This is a genomic window from Pilosibacter sp. YYHA0881 (genome assembly GCF_051602715.1).
GTDB lineage: Bacteria > Bacillota > Clostridia > Lachnospirales > Lachnospiraceae > Alitiscatomonas > Alitiscatomonas aceti.
This window is the reverse complement of record NZ_CP175657.1, coordinates 729665-754580: the sequence shown is the minus strand read 5'-3', so window position 1 is coordinate 754580 and position 24916 is coordinate 729665. Positions and strand designations below refer to the sequence as shown.

Here is a 24916-nt window from a genome sequence, read left to right as displayed (position 1 = left end):
TTAAACGAAAAAGTCTTGATATTCATGAAATATCGTGTTACAATTCTCGTGAAAGAACATTTTTGCTATACGATATTGTGAAGAGAAGGAGGTTTTCGGATAATGAGTGTGGAATTATTGGACAAGACCCGAAAAATTAACAAATTACTTCATAACAACAATTCTCACAAAGTGGTATTCAACGATATCTGTAAGGTACTGAGCGAGATCTTACTGTCAAATATCCTGGTGATCAGTAAGAAGGGAAAGGTTCTTGGAGTGAGCATCTGTCCGGAGGTGGATGAGATCCATGAGCTGATCGAGGACAAGGTGGGCGGCTATATTGATAAAATGCTCAATGAACGTCTGTTAAGCGTACTTTCCACAAAAGAAAACGTAAATCTCGCCACACTGGGATTTGCAGAAGAAAATGTAAAGAAGTACCAGGCGATCATTACTCCCATCGATATTGCCGGAGAGCGTCTTGGAACACTGTTCATCTATAAAGCGGACGAACAGTACGACATTGACGATATCATTTTATGCGAGTACGGCACCACCGTAGTCGGACTGGAAATGATGCGCTCCGTCAACGAGGAGAACGCGGAGGAGACCAGAAAGGTGCAGATCGTGAAATCGGCCATCAGCACGCTTTCGTTTTCAGAGCTGGAAGCCATCACGCATATTTTCGACGAGCTGGACGGAAATGAAGGGATCCTGGTTGCCAGCAAGATCGCAGACCGTGTGGGCATCACCCGTTCCGTTATCGTAAACGCTTTGAGGAAATTTGAGAGCGCCGGTGTCATTGAGTCCCGGTCCTCCGGTATGAAGGGAACGTATATCAAGGTCCTCAACGACGTGATCTTTGACGAGTTAAAGAACCTGAAAAAGACGGGCAACAAGTAATCTGCCTGCGGAATATGGAAAAGAGGGCGCTTCCGGTATCGGACGGCGCTTTCTTTTTTGCAAAAGAATGTGAAAAAACACTTGCACACCGGGAATACTTATGTTATATTTGAAAAGCTGACAATATGCACGTCTGCGGATTCTGAAAATGGTGCTGCCGAAACCGGCGGTCTTTGAGGAAGTCAGATGCAGGCGGAAGAAAAAAACCATATGGAGGAAAGAAAATGAGCGTTATTTCAATGAAGCAGCTTCTGGAAGCCGGCGTACATTTCGGCCACCAGACAAGAAGATGGAACCCCAAAATGGCTCCGTACATCTACACTGAGAGAAATGGTATCTACATCATCGATCTTCAGAAATCCGTAGGCAAGGTTGACGAGGCTTACAAGGCCATCGCTGACATCGCTGCAGACGGCGGCACCATCCTGTTCGTAGGAACAAAGAAGCAGGCCCAGGATGCCATCAAGACAGAGGCAGAGCGCTGCAACATGTTCTATGTAAACGAGAGATGGCTGGGCGGCATGCTCACCAACTTCAAGACCATCCAGTCCAGAATCGCAAGATTAAAAGCGATCGAGAAGATGGCTGAGGACGGAACCTTCGACGTACTTCCCAAGAAGGAAGTAATCGCTCTTAAGAAAGAGTGGGAGAAGTTAGAGAAGAACCTGGGCGGCATCAAGGAAATGAAGAAGATCCCGGATGCGATCTTTGTTGTAGATCCGAAGAAGGAAAGAATCTGCGTACAGGAAGCCCACACTCTGGGAATCCCGCTGATCGGTATCGCTGATACAAACTGCGATCCGGAAGAGCTGGATTATGTGATCCCGGGTAACGACGACGCCATCAGAGCCGTTAAGCTGATCGTGTCCAAGATGGCTGACGCAGTGATCGAGGCAAACCAGGGCGAAGCAGAAGCAGTTGAAGAGATGGCTGCAGAGGAAGAGTCTGCAGAGGCTTAAATCTCAGCAGTGCCGGCCGGGTTTCCGTGGGAATCCGGCCGTTTGAGTATATTCATAAATCGGAGGAAACGAACATGGCAGCAGTAACAGCCGCAATGGTAAAAGAATTAAGAGAAATGACAGGCGCCGGAATGATGGACTGCAAGAAGGCTCTTGCAGCTACCGAAGGCGACATGGACAAGGCCGTTGAGTTCTTACGTGAAAAAGGACTTGCAGGCGCAGCGAAGAAGGCTGGCCGTATCGCAGCAGAGGGTATCGTTGTTACAGCCCTTTCTGCAGACGAGAAGAGCGCAGTAGTTGTAGAGGTAAACGCTGAGACAGACTTCGTGGCAAAGAACGAGAAGTTCCAGACCTACGCAGCTGACGTTGCAGCCCAGGCTCTGAACACCAGCGCAGCAGATATGGATGCATTTATGGAAGAGAAATGGGAAAAGGATCCGTCCATGACCGTAAAAGAGGCTCTGTCCTCCCAGATCTCCATCATCGGTGAGAACATGAACATCCGCCGCTTTGAGCAGGTAAAGGAGGAGAACGGTTTCGTTGCTTCCTATATCCATGCCGGCGGCAAGATCGGTGTTCTTGTGGATGTTGAGACAGACGTTGTAAACGACGCTGTTAAGGAAATGGCAAGAAACGTGGCAATGCAGTGTGCAGCCTTAAAGCCCCAGTATACCGACCGCAGCGAGATCAGCGCCGATTTCATCGAGCATGAGAAGAGCATCCTGATGGCGCAGATCATGAACGATCCCAAGGAGGCTTCCAAGCCGGAGAAGGTGATCCAGGGCATGATCCAGGGCCGTATCAACAAGGAAATGAAAGAGATCTGCCTCTTAGACCAGGTTTATGTAAAGGCAGAGGACGGCAAGCAGTCCGTATCCCAGTATGTGGCTGAGGTTGCAAAGGCCAACGGCGCAAAGATCGCTGTTAAGAAGTTCGTCCGCTTCGAGACCGGCGAGGGAATGGAAAAGAAGAACGAGGACTTTGCAGCAGAGGTTGCAAAGCAGATGGGACAGTAAGCTTCCCGTCAAAACAGCATAGAAAGATTTTAAGAGCTCTGGAGGGATCCAGGGCTCTTTTTTTAACGAAAATGGCCCGAACCAGAGAAGATTGATCTGGTGCGGGCTTTTTTCATTTCTGGCTATTTTTCGTCGCAGGCCTTTAAAAAGAGCCGGAGAAGCTCCATGGCATAGGAGCGCTTTTTTTCGCTGCAGTGCCCAAGGAGTTCTTCGACGGCTTCCATTTCCAAAAGCTGTTCCGGAGTCTTTGGTTCGGTGTCTTCGTATCCATAGATGATGTAGTCCATGGTAACATTCAGACTTGAGGATAGAAGGATCAGGGTTTCAATGGACATGCCGCAGCTGCCGCGTTCAATATCCTGGCAGTATTTGTAGGCGCGTCCGATCTTTTCAGCGAGCTCTTCCTGGGTCATTCCTAGAAGAAGCCGCCGCTGCCGGATACGGTCGCCGGCAGCGATCCGGTCGTAAAGTTGCATGGGAGACCTCACTTTCTTTGTATGAATCTGGAATTTTAAACCAACAGCTCAATAGTAGTACCAGAATATAAAAAACTATCACACCTGTTCCAAACATACATTTAACACCTGTTTTAAACGAAAAAACCTTGAATTTATTTTTATACTGTGGTAGAGTACCTTATGAAAAATATGGAATGCAATGCGCAGACCATGAGAACAGGTGAGATTTTTGCGGGAATTGGACAGAAAAAAGATCATTGATATACATGCGCATATCCTGCCGGGGGTGGACGACGGAGCCAGGGATCTCAAAGAAAGCATCGCTCTGGCTGTCTCAGCAGCCAGCCAGGGGATCCGCGCAGTGATCGCCACCCCCCATTTCTCCAGGCGGGGCGATCCAGATGAATACAGACAGCTTCTGAAAAGCGTGCAGACGGAGATCTGGAAGAGCTGCCCGGATTTTCAGCTGTATCTGGGTCAGGAGCTTTATTATCATGAGGATCTGGGCGACAGGCTTTTGAGCGGACAGGCCCTGACCCTGGCAGACAGCAGCTATATCCTTGTGGAATTCAATCCGGCAGAGCCGTTTTCACGGATGAGCCGGGGGATCCGGAATCTTTGTGGTCTGGGGTATATTCCTGTTTTAGCCCATGCGGAGAGGTACGGATGTCTCCGGGAAAGCGGGATGCTGGAGCGTCTCCGGGAGATGGGCGCATTGTTTCAGGTCAATTATGAAAGCCTTACGGGGCGATGGTATGACCGGGACGTATTCTGGTGCCGGAAGCAGATCAGGGAGCACCGGATCCATTTTTTAAGCACCGATATGCACCAGATGGATCACCGGCCGCCGGAAATAAAGAGAGCGCTGGACTGGCTGGACAAAAATGTGGATGCAGAATACAAAAAAAGTCTGACGGAAGGAAATGCCAGGAGGATCCTGGAGGACGGTGCAGTCAGATAGAATGAACAACAGGGGAAGAATGAGATGAACAGCAGAAATAATGAAATGGAAATCGATCTGCTGGAGCTTTTCCGCGTATGGAAAAAGAAGCTCTGGCTGATCATTCTTGTGACTTTTCTTGGGGGAACTGTGGGCTTTGCGTTCAGTAAGATCGCCCTCGACTCCCATGTACACGTCTACATCCATGATGTACGCCGTATCGAAGGAAACGACCCTCACATCCCTGGCGGATCTTCAGATCGGAAGCCAGCTGACCCAGGACTATAAGGTGATCATCACCAGCCGTCCGGTACTGGAGGAGGTCATTGGGGATCTGGATCTGAATATTTCCTATGAAATATTGAAATCGAAAATTTCGATCAATAACCCTGCGGATACCCGTATCCTGGCGATCACGGCTACGGATCCGGATCCGCAGATGGCAAAGGCCATCGTAGACCGGACCGCGTCGGTATCTTCCGGCTACATCGGCGATATTATGGAAATGATCCCCCCAAAGATCATAGAGGAGGGGCAGGTGCCCACCCAGAAGTCCAGTCCCAGCAACACCAGAAATGCGGCGCTGGGAGCGCTCCTTGGCCTGGTCCTTACCTGTGGGATCACAGCCATGCAGATGATCCTGAATGACACGATCCAGACAGAAGAGGATGTGGAGCGGTATCTGGATCTGACGGTCCTTGCATCCGTTCCCAGGAGAAATGAGGATGGAAAGGGAGCGGAGGCTGAGCGGAAATCCAAAAAGAAGAAGGCCCGCACTGCGCCCAGAGAGAATCAGGAAAGCCAGAAGCCGGAGGGCAGATCCAGACGGAAGGGGGGAAAAGAGTAATGGAAGATATGCATCTGGAATTGAAACCGGGAAAGACCAGTGATTACGAATATACCGAGGCAGTGAAAACGCTGCGTACCAACATTCAGTTCTGCGGAAGCAGCGTAAGGGTCATTATGTTTACCAGCGCAATCCCCAGTGAGGGAAAAAGTGATCTTTCCTTTGCAACAGCGGAGGCCCTGGCCCAGATCGGAAAACGCACGCTGCTGATCGACGCGGACATCCGTAAGTCGATCCTTACTTACCGGTATCAGTTAAAAAACAAGCTGAACGGATTGTCCCAGTTTTTAAGCGGACAGAAAAGGCTGGAGGAGGTCTTATACACCACCAGCACCAGGGGACTGGATCTGATCTTTGCCGGACCGTTTTCTCCCAATCCGGCAGAGCTTCTTGAAGAGGAGCTTTTCGGAGATACAGTGAAAAAGCTCAGGGAAGCGTATGACTATATCATCATCGATACCCCGCCCATGGCCGGACTGATCGACGGAGCCATTGTAGCCAGACATTGTGACGGAGCCGTCCTGATCATTGAGAGCGGAGCCGTCAGTTGGAGAGTGGAGCAGAAGGTGGTGGAGCAGTTAAAGCGTTCCCAGTGCAGGATCCTGGGAGCCGTATTAAATAAGGCGGACTCTGGAAACGGCGGATATTATGGACGGTACGGGAAATACAGGAAGTATGGGAAGTATGGAAAATACGGCCGGTACGAAAATGCAGAGCATGAGGAGAGCTCATACAGCCGGCTGGAGCCTGCGAAACACACTGCGGCACGGCCCCGGACAGAAATTCCCAACAGCGTCATAGAGCCGGATATGGATGAAGAATATAAAGAACTGGAATGTCCGTCAGCCGCCCCGGAACATGGGGAGTCTCAATGAGCCGGTATAGAAAAGGCCGGAGACGGGCCGCTCTTTTAGGGATCACAGCCGGATGTGTTGGGGCGGCAGTGTTTTTAGGCGTATCTGTAAAGCTGTACCGGGAGCGGAAGGATGCAGAGGCAATGATCGAAAGTCGTCATGCCGCCTGGGAGCAGAATACGGCAGGGGAGTCTTCTGATCCACCGGAAGCCGGTCCGGATCCGGAAAAAATGCTTTCCGAGGCTGCCGTTTCCTGGAATGGAAAGGAGTACCGGCGCAATACCTATATGAAGGCAGTCCTTTGTATGGGGGTGGACCGGGAAAATACCATGACCGGAGGTGAGGAGCCGGGACAGCGGGGGCAGGCAGATGGGATCTTCCTTGCGGCCTGGGATACGGCGAGAAATGGGCTTAAGATCTTAATGATCCCCAGAGATGCCATGACATACCTGAGCCCGGTAAGCTGGGATGGAACCGTCCGGGATGAGGAATACGACCACATTACTCTGGCGTTTTCCTATGGAGACGGGTATGTGAAAAGCTGTGAAAACATGGTCAGGGAAGTGGAAGAGATGTTTAAGGGACTTCACGTGGACCATTACATGGCAACCGATCTTTCCGCTGTGGGAATATTAAACGAGGCAGTGGGAGGCGTTACAGTTACCATTCCGGCGGGGCTTTCCGCTGCGGATCCCCGGTTCCAGGAAGGAAGCCGGATCACCCTGAAAGGAGATCAGGCGGAGGAGTTTGTCCGTTACAGGGATACAAAAGAGGATCATTCTGCGCTGTATCGGACGTTGCGCAGCCAGGAGTTTATCACAGGCTTCTTTGACGCGGCACAGAAAATGGCAGAAACAGACAGCCAGACAGTTCCCCGTCTTTTTGAACTGACGGAAGAATATATGATCACAGATATGGCAAAGGACCAGTATATGGGCATGGCGGCGGATATCCTTGCTTCAGAAGATCTGACTTCGGATCATTTTTATGTACTTCCCGGAAGGGCGGTGGTGACGGAAACGTATGATGAATATCATGTGGACGAAGACGCAATGACAGAGCTTCTCCTGGAGTTTTTTTACCGGGAGGCATAAAACATGTATCGAACAGCGGCACGCTGATTCATAAAAAAAGGAAGAGGAGAAAATGGAAATGAAAAAGAAATTAGTAAAGACCCTGGCTCTTGCGCTGGCATTATCTATGATCCCGGTCATGGCCTACGGCGCCAGCAGCAGCCCGAAAAACGACGATGACGACAGCAGTTCCTCAGAGTCTGTTTACGAGGACAAGACAGTAGGAGGAGATGGAACCTCGGGAACTGCCATTACCCAGCCGTCCAGGCCGTCGGTGGTCGTATCCCCCAACGGACAGCAGACCTCGGTGGGGCAGACCTCCAAGGACTCCTCCGGCGTGACCATGAGCCTGGTGGTCAATAAAACAACGGAAGACGGAAAGCAGGTATCCATGCAGTTCGGCGGCGGAGCGGTTGTAGGAGACCAGGTCGTTACCATAGCCACAGGCGCGGCGGAGACAGCGGGACTACCAGAAGGCGTTGTCAATGTGATCAACCAGTTAAATAAGGGGACTGGAGCAGAGACCGCGATCCCGGAGCAGGACATGACCGGCTATAAAAAGCTGGGAAATACAAGAGCGCTGATCGTCAGCTCCCAGAGCACAGGAAAGACCGACGCGGTGGCAACGGAGGTTACGCTCCAGGTCAGCGGGATAAATAAAGAAACCAGGAAACTGGTGGCCGTATATTACAACAACGCAACCGGCCGCTGGGAACGGGCAGAGGCCAGGTTTAATGTGGCCACAGGTGAGGTTACATTCATCGCTCCCGGTTCCTGTACCGTGCAGCTCTGGTGGATCTAAAACGGATCCGGGCGGCTTCACGGCTGGAACCGCCCGGTTTCTTTTTTCTGGTGTACGAGTAAGATAAAGGGGAACAGTATGAAATTAGAAAACATAAAGCACGATCTGACCCTGCCGGCAGTGAAGGGTCTGAATGTGGCGGCGTTGACGGCGGCCTTCTTTCTGGGATGGAGCCTGTTTTACGTGGGATTTATGGGATCAACAGCTTTGAAATGGACAGGTTATATCCTTTCGGGTTTATTTTTTTTCATGTACGCCCTGTTTGGAAAGGTCTACGACGCCTTTATGATCTCCACAAACCGGATCTCAGAGCTGGTTTACAGCCAGGCTCTGGCGGCCATTATTTCCGATGGAATGATGTATGTGGTCATATGCCTGCTGATGCGCCGCTGGATGAATCCTCTGGGAATCTTTTGTGTTTTTGTGGTACAGATGGTTTTGGCTGTGATCTGGTGTGTAGGAGCTCACCGGTGGTATTTTGCCTCATTCCCGGCCCGGCGTTCGGCAGTCATTTATGATATAAGAAGAGGGATGGACCAGCTGATCCGGGAATACGGGATGGATAAAAAATTTGATGTGCAGCTGAAGGTCCATGCGGAGGAATGCGTAAAAAACCCGGACATGCTGAAAGGAATGGAGGCCGTATTTTTAAGCGGCGTTCACAGCCATGAGCGGAATATCCTTTTAAAATACTGTATCATCAACAGCATCAGCGTTTATGTGATCCCGCGGATCGGTGACATTCTTATGAGCGGGACGAAACCGGTACATATGTTCCATCTGCCGATCTTACGGGCGGACCGGTACAATCCGCCGCTGGGGTATCTGATCGCAAAACGGACCTTTGATATTGTGGCTGCCGGACTGGCGCTGATCGTGATGTCTCCGATCTTCCTTTTAACGGCCATCGCCATCAAACGGGAGGATGGAGGTCCGGTATTTTATAAGCAGGAGCGCCTCACAAAGAACGGAAAGAAATTTTATATCCATAAATTCCGCAGCATGCGGGTAGACGCGGAAAAGGACGGCGTTGCCAGACTTTCCAGCGGAGACAACGACAGCCGGATCACGCCTGTGGGACGGATCATCCGGAAGATCCGGGTGGACGAGCTTCCGCAGCTTCTGGACATCCTGGCCGGAAATCTTTCCGTCGTGGGCCCGAGACCGGAGCGGGAGGAGATCGCCCTGCAGTACGAAAAGGAGCTGCCGGAGTTCCGCTTAAGGCTCCAGGCAAAGGCCGGACTCACAGGCTACGCCCAGGTATATGGGAAATACAATACAACGCCCTACGATAAGCTTCAGATGGATCTGATGTATATTGCGAATCCCAGCTTCATGGAGGATCTGCGAATCTGCTTTGCTACGGTGAAGATCCTGTTTATGCCAGAGAGCACGGAAGGCGTGGCGGAAGGTGCAACGACGGCCATGGGACAGGAAGCGGCGCTGGAGGAGATGGCGGCGACGAAGGTGGAGAAGGAATGAGACAATATATAGTACTTTGGGAAATTGCATAATGAAAGGTCCTTAATAGAATAAAAATATGTTTGGACTGGTAAAAAAATATGAGGATATGAGATAATGACGAGTAGGGATTTTGGATTAGTAAGTGTTATTATGGCAGCCTACAATGCAGAAAAAACGATAGAGCAGTCGATCAACTCTGTCTTGAATCAGACCTATCCAGCCGTTGAATTACTCGTTGTGGATGATTATTCGCAGGATAGAACAGTAAAACTGGTCGAGAATATTATGGCGCGGGACAATCGTGTGAGGCTGATTTACAATAAAGAAAATAGTGGTGTGTCCTATACGCGTAAGCATGGTTTGGAAGAAGCAAAGGGTGCGTGGATTGCAATTCTCGATAGTGATGATATATGGGCACCAGAAAAACTGGAGAAGCAGATTATTCTTCAAAAGAAAATGAATGCTGATTTACTTTTTACAGGTTCTGCTTTTATGGATTCGGATGGTCAGCCGATTGATTGGTATCTTCATGCTCCATCGGAAGTCACTTATCGTCATTTGCTGAAACAGAATGTATTGTCTAATTCCTCTTCGCTAGTACGCAAGGAGTTGTATGAAAAGTATTATGCAGTCGGTGACGGGATGCACGAGGATTTCGCAGTCTGGCTTGGTATCTTGAAAGAAGGGAAGAAAGCCTATGGTGTAGATGAGCCGCTGCTCACTTATCGAATTGCAAAATCGTCGAAGTCGGGCAATAAAATCAAGGCGGCGAAGATGAACTGGAATACATATCGGTACATTGGCTTAAACCCATTGTCTGCGTTTTATTATGAATGCTGGTATGTGGTCAAAGGTCTGATGAAATACAAAAATTTGAAGCAAATATAGGAGAATGGAAATGAAAGTTTGTTTTATCAATCCCCCGTTCAAGGCTGAATATGGTAAGTTTTCGCGTGAATCCAGAAGTCCTTCTATTGGACATAGCGGTGTTCTGTATTATCCGCTCTGGCTGATTTATGCAGCATGTGTTGCTGAGAAAAATGGCTTTGATGTGGCTTTCATTGACGCTCCGGCTAAGCAGATGAATAAAAAACAAACGCTTGAGCGTGTAAAGAAAGAAGCGGCTGATGCAAAGCTGTTTGTGTTTGACACCAGTACGCCGTCTATTTATAGTGACGTGGAGTTTGCAGAGACAATCAAAAACATGTATCCAGATGCATTTACCATGTTGGTTGGTACTCATCCGTCTGCAACACCAGATGAAACCATGGGCATTTGTGATCTGATTGATGGTTTAGCGCGACATGAATATGATTATATTGTGCGTGATACTGCCATCGCCCTTCGTGATGGTGTTGACCTTGCTACTGTTCGTGGCTTGACTTATCGCAAAGATGGGGAAGTAGTACACAACCCCGACGCAGAGCATATCACTGACCTGGACGAGATTCCTTATGCCGCAGAATTTATCAAGCGCAGATTATGTGTGACAGACTATGTTTTTCCGGCAGCAGCTTTCCCCTCTATTCAGATTTTCACGGGACGTGGCTGTCCGGCACAGTGTAACTTCTGCGTTTATCCCCAGACGCTCCACGGTCATCGCTATCGCCTGCGCAGTCCGGAAAATGTCATCGGTGAAATTGAGTACATCGTGAATAATTTCCCGGATGTGAAGGAAATCGTGTTTGAGGATGATACCTTTACCATTCACAAGCAGCGTGTTTCTGAAATCTGCAATATGATGATTCAGAAAGGTATCAATAAGAAGATTCGGTGGCTGTGCAACGCTCGTGTGAATCTGGACTACGAGACTATGTGCCTAATGAAGAATGCGGGTTGCCATCTGATTATCCCAGGCATTGAAAGTGTAAACCAGCAGATTCTGAAAAATATCCATAAGGGTACTACTGTTGAGCAAATTGAAGCTTATGTTGCAAATGCTCGTAAGGCGGGATTGATGATCCACGCTTGCTATATGGTAGGTAACCAGGGCGAGACGCATGAGACGATGAGAGAAACGTTGGCTGCGGCTATGCGCTTTAAGACGGATACAGCACAGTTCTTCCCTCTGATTCCTTATCCGGGGACAGGCGCTTATAACTGGGCGAAGAGCAATGGTTATATTAATGGTAAGTATGATGAGTATATCCATGAGGATGGAACTTTAAACTGCATCATTAACACTCCAGAGCTTTCTGCACAGGAGCTGGTTGACTTCTGCGCCTATGCAAGAAAGAAGTACTATATGCGCCCATGGTATATTGGTCACCGCCTTGTTCGTGGTCTGCGCGATCCAGAAGATTTGAAGAGAAGTTTGAAGGCATTTTGGCGTCTGAAGGACAGTCTTCTGAAGTAAGATACAGAGGTGAAGTATGGTAATCCATGTAATTGGAACAGTAAATGGGCAAGTCAATGAGGGCATGCGAAATGTCGCTACTCACTTAGCCAAAGAGTTTGAAAAAGAGAACACTGTACTTTATTCTGGATTGAAGCAGATTCCACAAATTGTGCTGAATTCCAAACGAGCAGATGTCACAATGATTTTTGCTCGTGCGAATAAGCTGGTCTATGGCTTGGCTTCGATTGTTACGAGGGTATGCAAAAACACATGGATTGTTTTGGTGCAGAAACCAGATGCTGATTTCATGACAAAAAATGATAAGCATCCGCTGAAATGCAACTATCTTTCAATCACAGAAGGCGACATGAAGGATGTGAAAATCACATCGGGTAGACATAAAAAGCTGTTTTCTGTGGGCATCAAAGCGGAGAAATTCACACCTGTTTCTGTAGAACAGCAAAAAAAGCTCAAGAGGAAGTACGGGTTTGATCCATCAAAGCAACTTATCATTCATGTGGGACATTGTTCCAAGGGCCGCGGTTTGGAGGACTTCGCAAAAATCCATACAGCCCAGAAGTTGGTCGTTGCAAGCGGTATGTTTGAGGATGAGAATGTAGTGCATGTTCTCAATGAGGCAAACGTAAAAATACATAAAGGCTATCTGGAAAATGTAGAAGAAGTATACCAGATGGCAGATGCGTATTTGTTTCCTACAAGATCCACGGAGTTTGTAATCAGCATTCCACTGTCCGTAATGGAAGCACTGTCCTGTGGCGTTCCTGTAATTGGATATAAGAGTTTTGAAAATCTAAACGAAATCACGGGCTCTGAGGGTGCAATTACGTTGCTTGACAGCGCAGAACAGCTTGATGAGGTTTTGCTTGAAGTAATTAAGAAAAAGAGCGACCATTCTTTACTTGAAAAAACAGGCTCTTGGAGTGAAGTGGCGCAGAGCGTTTTGGGGATGGTTCGGGAGGAAAATGCATGAAACCAGCAATGATTAGTTTTATGGGTTTGGATGGTTCCGGCAAATCAACAAGTATCGATTATGCCTATAAACAACTGAAGAAGCGCGGGTATAAAGTTGAAATTGTGCGTGCAGCTTATGTCATTGTTTTCCTGCGGGGTGTCATTAAGCTTGGAAAAAAGATTTTAATGAAAAAGGATAGTGATCCTTTTTCTGGAGACTACAAGGCGTACCTGGAAAGTTTGCGGAAGAACGCAAATAGAGGTGGGGCTTATAAGATTTTTTCTTTTTTGACGACCATTGAATTTAAGTTACAAATTTTCTTTAAGATTTGCATGAAGAGATTCTTTGGTACAACCTTGCTGGTGGATCGATATATATATGATAACATCGTGACTTATGCGGCAAATTTGGATCTGGGCGAAGAATATATGGAAGAAACGATGAATGGTAAGTGGAAGCATGCACCGCGCCCGGACAAGATTATTTACATCAAGACCCCTGTAGACGTCTGTTGTTCCAGGAAAGATGATATTCCTGATCCGATTTACCTGGAAATCCGAAAGCCTCGGTACGAAAAAGTTGCAGAAATGTATAATGCAACCGTAATTGCGGGCGATCAAGATAAACAGAAAATGCTAGATGAAGTTATGGCAGCTATCGATGAGGTACTGCCTTCGCTTCAAGAGTGATTGGATAGGAGCTTAAAATGGTACGAAAACTGATGATCCTTGGCATTGACGGTATGGATTGGGATGTGATTGTCCGGTATAAGGATAAGCTTCCTAATTTGTATGACTTGATGCAGAAGAATAATAAACCTCATCTGCGTTCGGTATTTCCGGCAGACACGACTCCAGCGTGGTCTACGATTTATACTGGTCTTGACCCATCTGAACACGGCATTATCAACTTTGTCAATGTTGGTGCAAAGCAGAATACATATAAGCCGCTTACATTTGATGACAGCGCATTTAAGGGAAGAACATTCTGGGATGTGCTCAATAAGCAGGGACTTTCGTGCGCTGTGATTCTGCCCATGAATATCAAAGAAGGCTGGGATATTGATGGCTTGATGATTACGCGCCCTTATGAGGGTAAGATTCGCGTCTATCCTCAGAGTAAGGAGAATATCTACAATCCGCGGTATGATATTTTGGGGACAGACGGTAAATTCACCTCCGAAAAAGATCTTCCGGCGTTGCGAGATGAATTCTTTGCTAAGGTCAATGAGGAAATCCGTCTGACTCGACTGGCAATCGAGAACGAGGACGTGGATGTGCTGTTCTCGTACTTCTCTACGACGGATGGTATCCAGCACGATTTTTGGCGTCACTGCGATCCGAATCATCCTGAGTATCCGGGGGCTAATGAACATGAGAATGTGATTCGGGATATGTATATCACTATGGACAACTATGTTGGCGAGGTGATGCAGAAGCAGCCGGATACTCCGTTGCTGATTATCAGTGACCACGGCCATGGCGCACGTCCGGTCTATACCGTGAGAATCAATGAGCTGCTCCGCCGTGGTGGCTACCTGGCACCCAAGGGGGGCGGAGATGGCTCCCAGCCTTCAACTAAGAAAAAAATCAAGAAAGTTATTAAAAAAACAGCACTGAGTGTGGTGAAGGGTATTGGTCTGCCAAAGTGGGCGATGAGACTGGCGAAGAAGTTCCCTGTGTGGAAGAGCCTGTTTGCATCCAGTGCAGACTTTGATTGGGATAAGACGCAGGCATATTTGAGCGATCTTTCAGCCCTGAAAAATTACAGTTACGGTGGAATCCGTATCAATGACAATGTCGTTGGCAAGGACAAACTGGCAGATGAAATAATTGAATATTTGAAGCAGATTAAGATCGAAGGTGAAGACAAGAGACTCTTTGAGTGGATCGTTCGTACCAATACTTTTTATCATGGCCAGTACCTAAACAAGTATCCGGAAATCATATACCAGATGGATGAACGCTGGGGTGGCGAATGGGAACTTGGCAAGAATGTTTTTGAAAAGGAAGGCTTCATGTATATGATGTCACCTGGCGGTCACCGCTGGAGAACAGCTATCATCTTTACAAATAACTTTGAACTTAAGAAGGATAATTACGAAATGACAGATATTTATGATGTCATTATGGATGCAGTAAGGGGAGAGTAAAATGCAGAGGGAAAGAAAACAAGAGTTGGATATTGCAAGGAAATAGGTATACTACTGGTTGTTTTGTGTCATACGATGTCTCCAGTAATGAAAAATAGTGAAATTATGACGACCCTGTATAGGTTCGTCTATACCTTCCATATGCCCCTTTTTTTCTTTCTGGCTGGAATTGTGGCTCCATTAGGAAAAACGGATAAATGGGGTCAGACCAAATCTAAAATTGAGCGTCTGATGATTTCCTATTTTGTGTGGGCGATAATTTACTGGCCATTAAAAATTGTATTTGTGGATTTGGCTAGAAATAATACCCGTATACCATGGTGGAGTTTACTGCTTGGAAACAATCCGGATGGAGAATTGTGGTTCCTATATGTTTTGTTTGTGCTTTCACTCGTGACCATTTGGGTTGTAAATGAAAAGACTGAAAAGATATTGCTTGTGATAGCTTTGATTCTTACATTCTTTTCCCCGCTGTATCCTGCAAAATACGCATTCCCTGGTATAAGTCTGTCGTTTTCCTGTTATCAAGTGTTTCTATGCGCTGGGTGTTTGTTGCGGAAAGACAAGGACAAAAGTATTGGTGGGCTAAGTGTGTGATTGCTGCTGTATCAATTGTGGTTTTGATATCAGTCTCGCTTTGGTTATGTGAGCAAAAAGGCAAAATGTGTAAAATGCTTGATTATTTGGGAAACCACTCAATGGAAGTCTATATAATTCATGCCCCAATTTTAATTCTTGGCAGAAATGTATTATCCAAGTTAATAGGAAATGTTTGGATATATAGTTACTTTATCCATAATTGCAATTATCCTTTCATTGTTGATCGATAAGCTCATTTTGGAACGATGCCAATGGATGGGGTGGCTTCTGGTAGGAAAAAGGCAAAAAGCGCGATGAGGAGAAGCAATGGAAAAGAAAAAGGTTCTTGTATGGGAAACGCTGGCAACAGTGTCTGGCGGTCAGAAGATGACGCTGACGGTTATGGATATGCTGTCGGACATATTTGAATTTTGTTGTCTTATTCCCGCAGAGGGGATAATGGCAGAGGAACTGAGAAAGCGGAATATCCCCTATATATTAATGGGGGATCAGACTCTGCCAACAGGTATAAAGGGAAAAAGAGTGATTTTTCGTTATGGATGGATGTCTGTGAAAAATATCTGGAAGTCACTTAGAGTGATTTATAGATATAGACCGGATATTCTGTATGCGCCGGGGCCGGCAGCTCTTCCATGGAGTGCAGTTTGTGGGATGCTGTTTCATAAACCGGTTATCTGGCATTTACACCATATTTTTCTGGATGGTGCTACAAAAAAACTTCTTAACATCTGTAGCAGTTGGAAATCTGTCCGAAAAATCATTGCGGTCTCTAATTGTGTAGGGAAGCAGATTGTAGATGAAGGAGCCCACAAAAAAGTCGAGGTCATTTATAATCCGGTCGATGTTGAGAAATATGCTAATGGTGATGCTGCAAAAATTGTATCGGAGATAGAAGCTAAGCTTGGTAGAAAAATACAGGGAGATATATAATTGGCCAAACAGAAGCAGTAACAAAAAATGAGAAACGGGATGTCCTGATAAAAGTAATGGTTTTACTGAAGAAATGGTCAAAGGATGTTAGAGGAATTATTTCTAGAGATGTTGTTACCCCTGAGTATTATAGGTATGAGGGGAGACTTTAAAAAGTGCGTTCAAAATTGATGATAGTATCTGCAAACTTGGTTTCAGAAAGGATATGGAGACATTCAGTCTCTAAAAGGAGAGAACAGGATGACTTTAGTAATTGGACACATTGCACTGGTACAACGCTCAAAAAAACAGGATTTTGTTTTGGATGTGATTAGGCGATTGAGACAGGAAGGACTGGATGTTATTGGTTTATTTGCTGGTGAAACTAGAGAAAAGGATTATATGAAAGAGTTAGAAGAAAAGATTACTCAGAAGGGATTAAGCGACAGTGTTCTTTTTTTAGGACGTAGAAATGATATCGCGGATTTGCTAAAAATGATGGATATTCTTATCATTCCGTCTTTTGAAGGTTTTCCGCTTGCCGGACTGGAAGCAGCGGCGGCGGGGGTGCCAGTTGCTGCATGTGATACGGCGGGAGCAAGGGAATTTATTGAGGTAGGTGGAGGTGGTCTGATTTTCAAGGGAGATGACGTTGCGGATGCTGTGTCAAGGATTAAAGAAATTATGTTGCGGAAAAAGGCGATGGCGGAGAAAGGAAAAAAGTTTGCAGAAAAAAGCGCAATAAATCATTATGAGGAAAGAATTGAAGAGATATTTCAATCGGTCATATAGCAGGAGGAGAGAATGGAAGACGTAATTATTATTACCAATCCGATGATTGCTGTAAATGAATCTGCAAAGGTTACCTTAAGTAAATTTCTGAGAGTAATAGAGCCTTGTTGCAGAAATCTGCAGGTACTTGGTGGGAATCTGCGCATAGAGGGCGATTTGAAACAGGTACAGCTAGTTTCAGTTCCGATAAAACGCAGTCCAAACAAAATGAAACGATTATTCGATCTGGTGTGGCTTCAACTTAAAATGTCAGAGCTAGTTATGCAGCATGTTCAAGAGGGAATGCAGGTATTCTTTTGGATTGGCGATAAGATGCTGCTTCCATATTTTTGTGTAAAGTACAAAAAAGCGGAAATTAATTATTTTATTTATGGAAATCCTCAAAAAGAAGGAAAAAAAGGTTTTTTTTCAAAGATATCAGCATTTCTTATTCGTATTATGGCAGAAAATGCAGATTATATTTGCATGGAAAGTCCATCAGTAGAACATGAATGGAAAGGACTAAGAATCGATAGGAAGAGAATTATTCATCTATATACAGAGGTTATGCCGATGACCCCGATAGTGGAACGCAAAAGAGTAATCGGAATGGTATGCCGTCTAACAGCTGGAAAGCATGTCCTGGAAAGTATTCAAGCTTTCTCGGAGATACACAAAGATTTTCCGGATTGGAGGCTTGAAATTGTAGGGTCAGGTGTTCAGGAGACAGAATGTCGTAACCTTATTCGAAAATTAAATCTGGATGGGTCAGTTGTCTTATATGGATGGATCGATCATGCACAGCTTAGAAGCGTAACGAAAAGATGGAAATTTTTATTATTTCCTTCCGATACAGAAGGAATGCCAAATGGAGTTATAGAAATGATGGCTCAGGGAATTCCTCCGATTGCGTCTCCGGTAGGTGGAATCTGTGATGTGGTTGAGGTAAATAAAACAGGCTGGGTTATTGATGCGTGTTCTGTGCATGGTATTCAAAGCGCACTGAAGCAAGCACTTCGTTCGGAATGTTATGAATCGGTTTCAGAGGAAGCCCAGAGAGTGATTGCACTTAAGTATGTATTAGAGGCAGCACAGATTGATGCAAAAATTCAGATGCTGCGATGAAGGCGGTAAGATGATGGGGATTTGGTTTTGGATTGTTTTGGCATGGCTTTTGTCCGCCTTGGCATTGGGAAAACGTCATATCAGTATGGAACATTTTGTCTGGATTTTGCTTCCTATTGATATGTATGGCATTCAGGTTGCAGGAATCACTATTAAACCATATATGGTTTTCTGTGGGTGGCTGTTTCTCCGAATGTTTCTGAATGGGCAAACAAAAATAAAGGCGATACGTGGTTGGACGCTTCCTGCAATAGGAATTATAGTGATATTGTTTATAGTGAATATGTTTAATAGTAGTTCGCTTTATTCACTTAGCGCACCATGTATGCTTATGGTTGTATGGTTCTGTATGACCATATATACCAGTTTCTGGGGGGAGACGGCGCAGGATGATATTCCGGAGGCAATGATAGCAACGGGAATTGGATACGGATTTGTATTTCTTATTGGATTTTTACTTCTGACGCTGGGAATCCCGATTTCAGGGGTTGGCGCATCAGAGAGGACAGAGCCAGGATTTATTCTTCAGTTTTCCAATATGTTCCAGGGGGTATTAATCCAAAAATGGCGTTTAAGAGGATTTACCATAGACCCTAATACGATGCTGGGAACATTCGTGTTTAGTGGAATTGTGTGTCTTATAAGAATTTTAATGGAAGGGAATTCAAAGCGAGAATGGCTGTGTTTGATGTTATCAATGGCCTGTATTTTTTTAAGTAATTCGCGTACTGGTCTGATGTGTTTTGCACTTGCGCTGGTGATGTCTGTTTTTGCGGCTTATTGGAAGGGGAGTCCGCAAATAAGAAAAAGGATTGAAGTGATTACATTAATTGTTATTTTTGTAATGATTGCTGTAATGGTTGGAACAGATTGGATTAGGAACTTAATCAGCTCGTTTCTTGGACTGTATGCAAATCGATCAGGTTTGAATGATGAGTATGGAAGGTTTACAATTTGGAAAGAAGCTGTTGGGATTCTGATGGAGAAAAATCCATTTTTTGGTATCGGCATGGGACAGATGCAGTTTTATACGTCAGTGAACAGGGCGTGCCATAATACCTGGCTGGAATGCCTGTGTGGAAATGGAATTATTCTGGGAAGTATTTTTATTTTATTTTTATTATTCACTCTGATAAAAGGGGGAATAAAGGCGAAATATAATACGTGCAGCAGGTATAATCAGTTGCTGTGGAGTCTTACAATAGGTATAACTGTAGTGGTTATATCACTAATTTCAGTGGACAACATTACATACAGTTATCTATGGTTTGGATTATCAGCATTGATGATGATCGATACTGCATCGATAAAAGAAATGTAAGAGGTATCGGGGGAAGGCAATGAATAGAAGAAAAGTGAGCATACAGAATACGGCAATAGCATTGATTTCAGAAATTATGGTGACAGTAGTTGGTTTTTTGCTTCCCCGATCGATTATGATAACTTATGGTTCCGAAACGAATGGTCTGATCACTTCACTTCAGCAATTTATACAGTATTTCACGTTGCTTGAGGCGGGATTATCTGGTGCAGCGATTTTTGCGTTATATAAACCGTTATCGAATGGAGATGTAAACACGATCGAAAGAATTCTATATTCTGCGAAGCAAATGTATGGAAAACTGGGAAAAGCATTTATAATCTTGGTTATGATTTCTTCTTTGCTGTATCCGTATTTTATCGCAGAAACGGGGTATTCCCATCTAACAGTCACGGTTCTTTTTTGTATGATCGGACTGAATGGGGTAATGCAGTTGTTATTTATTGGAAAATACAAGGTACTGCTAAATGCCTCTCAAAACAGCAGATATATTGCAGTAATTAATTCGCTAAGTACTTGTCTATACTCCATTAATATTATTATTGCATCCAGCTTACATTGGAATATCGTAGCTGCCATAGGGTTTGGTACACTGGCATATGTTATTCGGGCCATAGCATATTATACTGTAGTGCGACGACTGTTCCCACATTATGATTTTCACAAATGTGAAAATCAATACCACTTTGAAAATCAAACGGAAGTTTTTATTCAGCAGATTCTTTCGCTGCTAATCTTGAACTCCAGCACGCTGATATTAGCTTTTACAAAGACCAGAATGAACGAAATTAGTGTATTTACAACCTACAATATGGTACTTACAGCTATTTTTTTGGTTACGAATGCGGTAAATACGGGAGTTTCAGCAAGTTTTGGCGATTTAATCGCGAGACATGATGAGAACAAGCTAACACAGGTATATAAAGAATACGAGGTGTTATTTCAGGCGTTTTGGGTAATCGTTTTTAGTTGTGTTTTGGTTTTGTATCAGCCTTTTATGAGACTTTATACAGAAGGAATAGAGGATGCGGCATATATCCGCCCAGAATTATGCTTTTTATGTAGTATTTTAGGGGCATTGTGGGTCATTAGAAATCAGCAGTCGGTTATAATTGTTGCAGCAGGAAAATTTAAAGAGATACAGAGAGGCAGTATAGTAGAGGCAATATTAACAATTACATTATCATTTGTTGGACTGGTTTTCTGGGGACTAGAGGGACTGATTGCTGGTCGCTGTATTGCTGCAGGATATCGTGTAGTTGATTTCATACAATTCAGTTCCTGTAATGTGGTAATGATTAATACTAGATATACAATTCAACAGATTTGTATATCAACCGTATTTGTGATGTTGGTATATTTTGCTGCTCATAAAATTCAGATGTTTTTTTTGGTAGATACATATGTTAAATGGGGGATGTTTGCATTTGTTACTGCTATTTTGGCAGCATTTCTTGCCATAGGTTTTATTTTGATAAATAAAGGAAACATTTCCTGGATTCAAAAAAAGTTGGAAAAAGATAGGAAGTAGAAGATATGAAGATAGGCATACTCACATTTCATCGTGCAAGCAACTATGGAACAGTACTTCAGGCGCAGGCTATGGCTATGGCATTGCAGGAGCTCGGTTACGATGCTGAATTGATTGATTACAGACCAGAATATAATGAAAGGACACTTCAGATTAGAAAGATACGGCAGGCAAGGACAATTAAAACTGTACTTTCTATTATATTGAATCGGGCAATTTATGGGAAACAATTAAAACAAAAAATTCAGAACTTTATGGAATATATCGGAGAAATGAACGTATCTGAAACGGTTATGTATCTTCCTAATGAAGTTGGAGAAATTGCAAGGCAGTATGATGTAATTCTTAGTGGATCGGATCAACTTTGGAATGAGCGTATTACTGGAGATGATATGACATATTTTTGCCCGTTTAAGCATTCGTGTAAAATAAGCTATGCCAGTAGCTTCGGTGTTAGTACGATTTCAGAGAAGCGGAAAGAGCAGATTGTTCCGTTATTAAAGGAATTTAAGCATCTGGGAGTCCGTGAAAAAACAGCACAGATTATGCTTACAGAATTGTTGCAAATACCTAAAGAACAAATTATCTGTGTAGTAGATCCTACGTTGCTGGTTAACAGGGAAATGTGGCTGAAACAGGCAAACCCAAGAATTGTATTACCTAAAGGGGGATATATACTGACCTACTATATGATTGAAACACCAATTCTTCGAGCGATTACAAGAAATCTGAAACAAAAAACAGGTTTGCCAGTCATTAATTTAAAGCCCTCTAAAAGGCAGATTATTATGCATGAGGGTAAGAACATGATGTGGGCGGGGCCACGTGAATTTCTTGCTTGCTATGCAGGAGCTAAATATGTTGTTACAAATTCTTTTCATGGAACAGCATTCGCTATAAATTTTGAGGTGCCAATGTATGTTTCGCCTCTTCCGTTTTCAATGGCTGGTGAGGTAAATTCGAGACTTATTGATGTTTTGGAGCGATACGGGCTGGGTGCACGCTGGATTCCGGAGATGGCTGATGTAAAGTGTATGATTGACGAGTTTGATCGGGAGACATTGCAAAGGAAAAAAGAAGAACAAAAAAGGGAGTCCATTCAATATCTAAAATTAGCACTGGGGGATTAAAGGTGTATGAAATTTAAAAAAGATATCTCTACAATAGGGGAACAATGCACGGGATGTGGTGCTTGTTCTGCAATATGTCCGTTAGGATGCATTCAGATGAAGGTGGATGCAGAAGGATTTCGTATGCCTGAAATTGACCATACTGTATGTTTGAATTGTGGGAAGTGTGTAAAGATATGTCCGGCTTATAATGACACAATACAGTATGATCCGGTTAGAGTATTGGCAGCAGCAAGTTACGATGAAGAAGGATGCCAGCGGAGTTCATCTGGGGGAGTATTCTATGAAGCTGCGCGATATGTGATTCAGAGTTTGCATGGGTACGTCTGTGGAGCAGTGCTGGATGATGATCTTCAGCTAAAACATATTGTTACGGACTCTATGAGGGATGTTGTGAAGATGCAAGGGTCTAAGTATATTCAAAGTGATATCACGGGGTGTTATTCTGAGATTCAAAACCACCTTAAGAAGCATCAGGTGGTTTTGTTTTGCGGTACACCATGTCAGGTTGCAGGGATAGAACACTTTTTGGGAAAAACAAATGGGTTGGTAACAATGGATTTGATTTGTCATGGGACTCCCAGTGCCTATGCGTTTTCAGAATATATGCATAAAAAATACCCGGAAGAAAAGTACTTTGATTTTTCGTTTAGGCAAAAAAATATTCACACAAAATCACTATTTTCCTATCATTATTTTTCGAAGAATAAAAAAGGAAACATGAAGATCGCAAAAAGAGTTCTTTCAAGTCAGGATCCTTTTTATCAAGCTTTTTTAAACGGGGACAATTATCGGGAGTCATGCTATATATGTAAATATGCAAAGGATTCCCGTTGTGGAGATATCACTATAGGAGATTGTGCGAATTACAGGGCATATGAGCTTCCGCTGAATAAAGAACTTTCAACAGTCTGTATAAATACAGAAAATGGAGAAAAAATGTGGAACGCAATTAGTGAGAGATTTTGTTCTGCAACTGCAGATTATAAAAGAGAGGTGCAATTAAATGCACAGCTTCATACGCCAGCCCGGAGAACAATACAAAGAAATGATTTTTATAAGGATATTAAACAAATGTCCGAGTACAGTCTTAAGCAGAAGTATTGCCCAAGGAAAGGGATAAAAGCGGTTGTCAAAGATTTTTTTATATGGCATACTACACCAGAAATCAGAGACAATTTCAAACAGGGATTTCAAGGGGTTTTCCTTAAAAGAAGGAATAAATAAACAAGAGAGTATTGGAGAAAGTTAGAATGCAGATTTCCTAAGAGAGAATCCATATTGATCCTCGCTTAGGCTGTGGATACGGCGGTGGTCATGAACCAGGAAGGGGATTTTGGCATTCCGGTGCCAGATTATGTGGAAGAAAATGTAAGCACCAAGGTAGTTAAGATCATTCAGAGCTATACAGGGGTTGTGAATAAAATGGTGTGGAGGAAAGAACTGTAGCTGCTGTTGCGGGAAGGAAATCTGAGGATTAGAAGGAGCCGCTGTATCACAGAGAAAATATCTGTATTACAGCGGCTCCCAGCGGAAAGATTACCAGGTAAAGATGGTCCCAAAGGCGTTTAAGCCCTAAAGGACGCTGCCGGATAATTCCTTCCGAAGCTCCTGTATCAGCGTTTCCACTACCTCCGGCTCCAGTTCCAGCTCATCTGCGATAACGGCTGGGGATTTTCCTTTTTCGAGTTTTTTATGAACTAGATCTCTGAGGATATTCTGCTGTCCCTGCCGGAATTCATCCTGCCGTATGAGGCGGATCTCCCGTTCTTCATCATATTCAAAAATACTCACTGCGATCACCTCCGCTTTATGCTTTGAGAGAAAGTCTGAAAGGATCCCATCCCGGATGCATTTATTGACGGCCCGGTCCACTGCTTCGTTCAGCTCCAGGAATGCAGCATACTTCCGTACCTGTTCCACGAAGAGCATATATTCCTTTAGGCTCTGACATGCCTCCAGGAGCTCACGGTTAGCCTCCGGGGCGATCTTTAAAACCCGGACCTTAAGCTCCAGCTCGGGCTCGGCTTCGGGGCTCTGGTATGCGTCCGAAAGCCTCAGGATACAGGATTCCTCAGTCATCCCGGAGCCGTTGTAGAACACGACAAAGCGGGGAGTGGGGAGCCGGATGAGGCTGGAAGAGTAAAGGGTCTGGTCTTTCGTAAGAACTTGATATTCCTTTGCCACATAAATGAGATCCCGGAGGGGCATATTGGGATTCCAGGTGGACTGGTGCTCGTAGAGATTCAGCTGGAAGTCCATAAGAAAGGCCACATCATTTTTCATGTTCATATAGACGGCATTTTCCAGGGTGATGACCGCCAGCTCCTCCGGATCCGTATAGGAGGTCTGGTTGACCGCGTTATAAAGACTTAAGAGATTCGTCCGGTCCCGGAACAGCATCCGGAATACGGAATCCTTATAGTCGCGGCGGGCTGCTGGCTTTGCTGGGCCATTGTGGCCGGGGCTGGTATCATGGTTTCGATGATTCATTTGTCCTCCTTTCGCAGGAAAACTGAAAATCTCCTGCTTTTCATGATAAAGAAAATGGAAAAGCATAGATTTTCTGAAATGAAGATAGAAAGTCCAGACAGCCATACGGCCAGGAACAAAGGAAATATATGCTTTGCCGGGAGTATAGCATATTTATCTTTGGAGAGCAAGGGTGTGCAGGATAAAATGTGAAGCGTTTTTGCGGATTTACACCTGCCGCGTGATATTGGCAGAAGTGGGCGTGTAAAGAAAAAGGATGCTGCGGAAGGAGATTC

The 24916-nt window shown here is 44.8% G+C and carries 22 protein-coding genes and 3 pseudogenes; 23 read left to right on the top strand and 2 right to left on the bottom strand.

The window, feature by feature from the left end:
- The first annotated feature begins 102 nt into the window (after nucleotides 1-102).
- From codY to tsf, 3 genes are all read left to right on the top strand, one after another.
- Nucleotides 103-885, top strand: a complete 783-nt coding sequence (codY, locus tag ACI6NM_RS03660; RefSeq protein WP_022273097.1) for a GTP-sensing pleiotropic transcriptional regulator CodY — start codon at nucleotides 103-105, stop codon at nucleotides 883-885.
- Between the two features lie 224 nt (nucleotides 886-1109).
- Nucleotides 1110-1844 (top strand): 30S ribosomal protein S2, encoded by a 735-nt coding sequence (gene rpsB / locus ACI6NM_RS03655; protein WP_022273098.1) that lies wholly within the window; start codon nucleotides 1110-1112, stop codon nucleotides 1842-1844.
- A gap of 74 nt (nucleotides 1845-1918) precedes the next feature.
- Nucleotides 1919-2860 carry a translation elongation factor Ts gene (gene tsf, locus ACI6NM_RS03650; RefSeq protein WP_022273099.1) on the top strand — a complete coding sequence of 314 codons (942 nt, stop codon included), beginning with the start codon at nucleotides 1919-1921 and terminating at the stop codon, nucleotides 2858-2860.
- A gap of 122 nt (nucleotides 2861-2982) precedes the next feature.
- On the opposite strand, the gene ACI6NM_RS03645 is transcribed toward tsf, so the two are convergent.
- Entirely contained in the window at nucleotides 2983-3336 is a 354-nt protein-coding gene (locus ACI6NM_RS03645; RefSeq protein ID WP_022273100.1) for a helix-turn-helix domain-containing protein, read from the bottom strand.
- Nucleotides 3337-3547: 211 nt separating this feature from the next.
- Between ACI6NM_RS03645 and ACI6NM_RS03640 the strand changes: the two genes are divergently transcribed.
- From ACI6NM_RS03640 to ACI6NM_RS03545, 20 genes and pseudogenes are all read left to right on the top strand, one after another.
- Nucleotides 3548-4279, top strand: coding sequence for a CpsB/CapC family capsule biosynthesis tyrosine phosphatase (locus tag ACI6NM_RS03640; protein ID WP_262426880.1), 732 nt, complete (start codon nucleotides 3548-3550; stop codon nucleotides 4277-4279).
- A gap of 24 nt (nucleotides 4280-4303) precedes the next feature.
- A pseudogene (locus ACI6NM_RS03635) lies at nucleotides 4304-5105 on the top strand (YveK family protein).
- Nucleotides 5106-5113: 8 nt separating this feature from the next.
- Nucleotides 5114-5821: pseudogene (locus tag ACI6NM_RS03630) on the top strand (CpsD/CapB family tyrosine-protein kinase); the annotation flags it as partial.
- 155 nt (nucleotides 5822-5976) lie between these two features.
- A complete protein-coding gene (locus tag ACI6NM_RS03625) occupies nucleotides 5977-7053 on the top strand; it encodes an LCP family protein (protein WP_262426879.1) in 1077 nt (358 codons plus the stop codon).
- Between the two features lie 58 nt (nucleotides 7054-7111).
- Nucleotides 7112-7834: a hypothetical protein gene (locus ACI6NM_RS03620; RefSeq protein WP_022273105.1), complete on the top strand. Its 723-nt coding sequence runs from the start codon at nucleotides 7112-7114 to the stop codon at nucleotides 7832-7834.
- A 78-nt stretch (nucleotides 7835-7912) separates the two neighbouring features.
- Nucleotides 7913-9316 (top strand): sugar transferase, encoded by a 1404-nt coding sequence (locus ACI6NM_RS03615; RefSeq protein WP_262426878.1) that lies wholly within the window; start codon nucleotides 7913-7915, stop codon nucleotides 9314-9316.
- Between the two features lie 96 nt (nucleotides 9317-9412).
- Nucleotides 9413-10186: a glycosyltransferase family 2 protein gene (locus tag ACI6NM_RS03610; RefSeq protein WP_262426877.1), complete on the top strand. Its 774-nt coding sequence runs from the start codon at nucleotides 9413-9415 to the stop codon at nucleotides 10184-10186.
- 4 nt (nucleotides 10187-10190) lie between these two features.
- Nucleotides 10191-11654, top strand: a complete 1464-nt coding sequence (locus ACI6NM_RS03605; protein ID WP_262426876.1) for a B12-binding domain-containing radical SAM protein — start codon at nucleotides 10191-10193, stop codon at nucleotides 11652-11654.
- A gap of 16 nt (nucleotides 11655-11670) precedes the next feature.
- Nucleotides 11671-12627, top strand: coding sequence for a glycosyltransferase (locus tag ACI6NM_RS03600; RefSeq protein ID WP_262426875.1), 957 nt, complete (start codon nucleotides 11671-11673; stop codon nucleotides 12625-12627).
- Nucleotides 12624-13298 (top strand): dTMP kinase, encoded by a 675-nt coding sequence (locus tag ACI6NM_RS03595; RefSeq protein ID WP_262426874.1) that lies wholly within the window; start codon nucleotides 12624-12626, stop codon nucleotides 13296-13298. The genes ACI6NM_RS03600 and ACI6NM_RS03595 overlap by 4 nt, the downstream gene beginning before the upstream one ends.
- A gap of 17 nt (nucleotides 13299-13315) precedes the next feature.
- Nucleotides 13316-14761, top strand: coding sequence for an alkaline phosphatase family protein (locus tag ACI6NM_RS03590; protein ID WP_262426873.1), 1446 nt, complete (start codon nucleotides 13316-13318; stop codon nucleotides 14759-14761).
- A 42-nt stretch (nucleotides 14762-14803) separates the two neighbouring features.
- Nucleotides 14804-15358, top strand: coding sequence for an acyltransferase family protein (locus ACI6NM_RS03585; protein WP_316451090.1), 555 nt, complete (start codon nucleotides 14804-14806; stop codon nucleotides 15356-15358).
- 309 nt (nucleotides 15359-15667) lie between these two features.
- Nucleotides 15668-16291: a glycosyltransferase gene (locus ACI6NM_RS03580; RefSeq protein ID WP_262426872.1), complete on the top strand. Its 624-nt coding sequence runs from the start codon at nucleotides 15668-15670 to the stop codon at nucleotides 16289-16291.
- Nucleotides 16292-16471: 180 nt separating this feature from the next.
- Nucleotides 16472-17062, top strand: a complete 591-nt coding sequence (locus ACI6NM_RS03575; RefSeq protein WP_420361279.1) for a glycosyltransferase — start codon at nucleotides 16472-16474, stop codon at nucleotides 17060-17062.
- Between the two features lie 12 nt (nucleotides 17063-17074).
- Entirely contained in the window at nucleotides 17075-18166 is a 1092-nt protein-coding gene (locus tag ACI6NM_RS03570) for a glycosyltransferase family 4 protein (RefSeq protein ID WP_262426870.1), read from the top strand.
- A 10-nt stretch (nucleotides 18167-18176) separates the two neighbouring features.
- Nucleotides 18177-19487, top strand: coding sequence for an O-antigen ligase family protein (locus ACI6NM_RS03565; protein WP_262426869.1), 1311 nt, complete (start codon nucleotides 18177-18179; stop codon nucleotides 19485-19487).
- 19 nt (nucleotides 19488-19506) lie between these two features.
- Nucleotides 19507-21018, top strand: a complete 1512-nt coding sequence (locus ACI6NM_RS03560; RefSeq protein WP_262426868.1) for a lipopolysaccharide biosynthesis protein — start codon at nucleotides 19507-19509, stop codon at nucleotides 21016-21018.
- Nucleotides 21019-21023: 5 nt separating this feature from the next.
- Complete coding sequence (locus tag ACI6NM_RS03555) at nucleotides 21024-22148, top strand: polysaccharide pyruvyl transferase family protein (protein ID WP_262426867.1); 1125 nt, start codon at nucleotides 21024-21026, stop codon at nucleotides 22146-22148.
- Between the two features lie 6 nt (nucleotides 22149-22154).
- Nucleotides 22155-23375, top strand: a complete 1221-nt coding sequence (locus tag ACI6NM_RS03550; RefSeq protein ID WP_262426866.1) for a Coenzyme F420 hydrogenase/dehydrogenase, beta subunit C-terminal domain — start codon at nucleotides 22155-22157, stop codon at nucleotides 23373-23375.
- 69 nt (nucleotides 23376-23444) lie between these two features.
- A pseudogene (locus ACI6NM_RS03545) lies at nucleotides 23445-23597 on the top strand (UDP-N-acetylglucosamine 2-epimerase (non-hydrolyzing)); the annotation flags it as partial.
- Nucleotides 23598-23723: 126 nt separating this feature from the next.
- Here the strand turns inward: ACI6NM_RS03545 and ACI6NM_RS03540 are convergent.
- On the bottom strand, nucleotides 23724-24641 hold the full coding sequence (locus ACI6NM_RS03540; protein ID WP_262426865.1) for an RpnC/YadD family protein: 918 nt from the start codon (nucleotides 24639-24641) through the stop codon (nucleotides 23724-23726).
- Nucleotides 24642-24916: the final 275 nt, after the last annotated feature.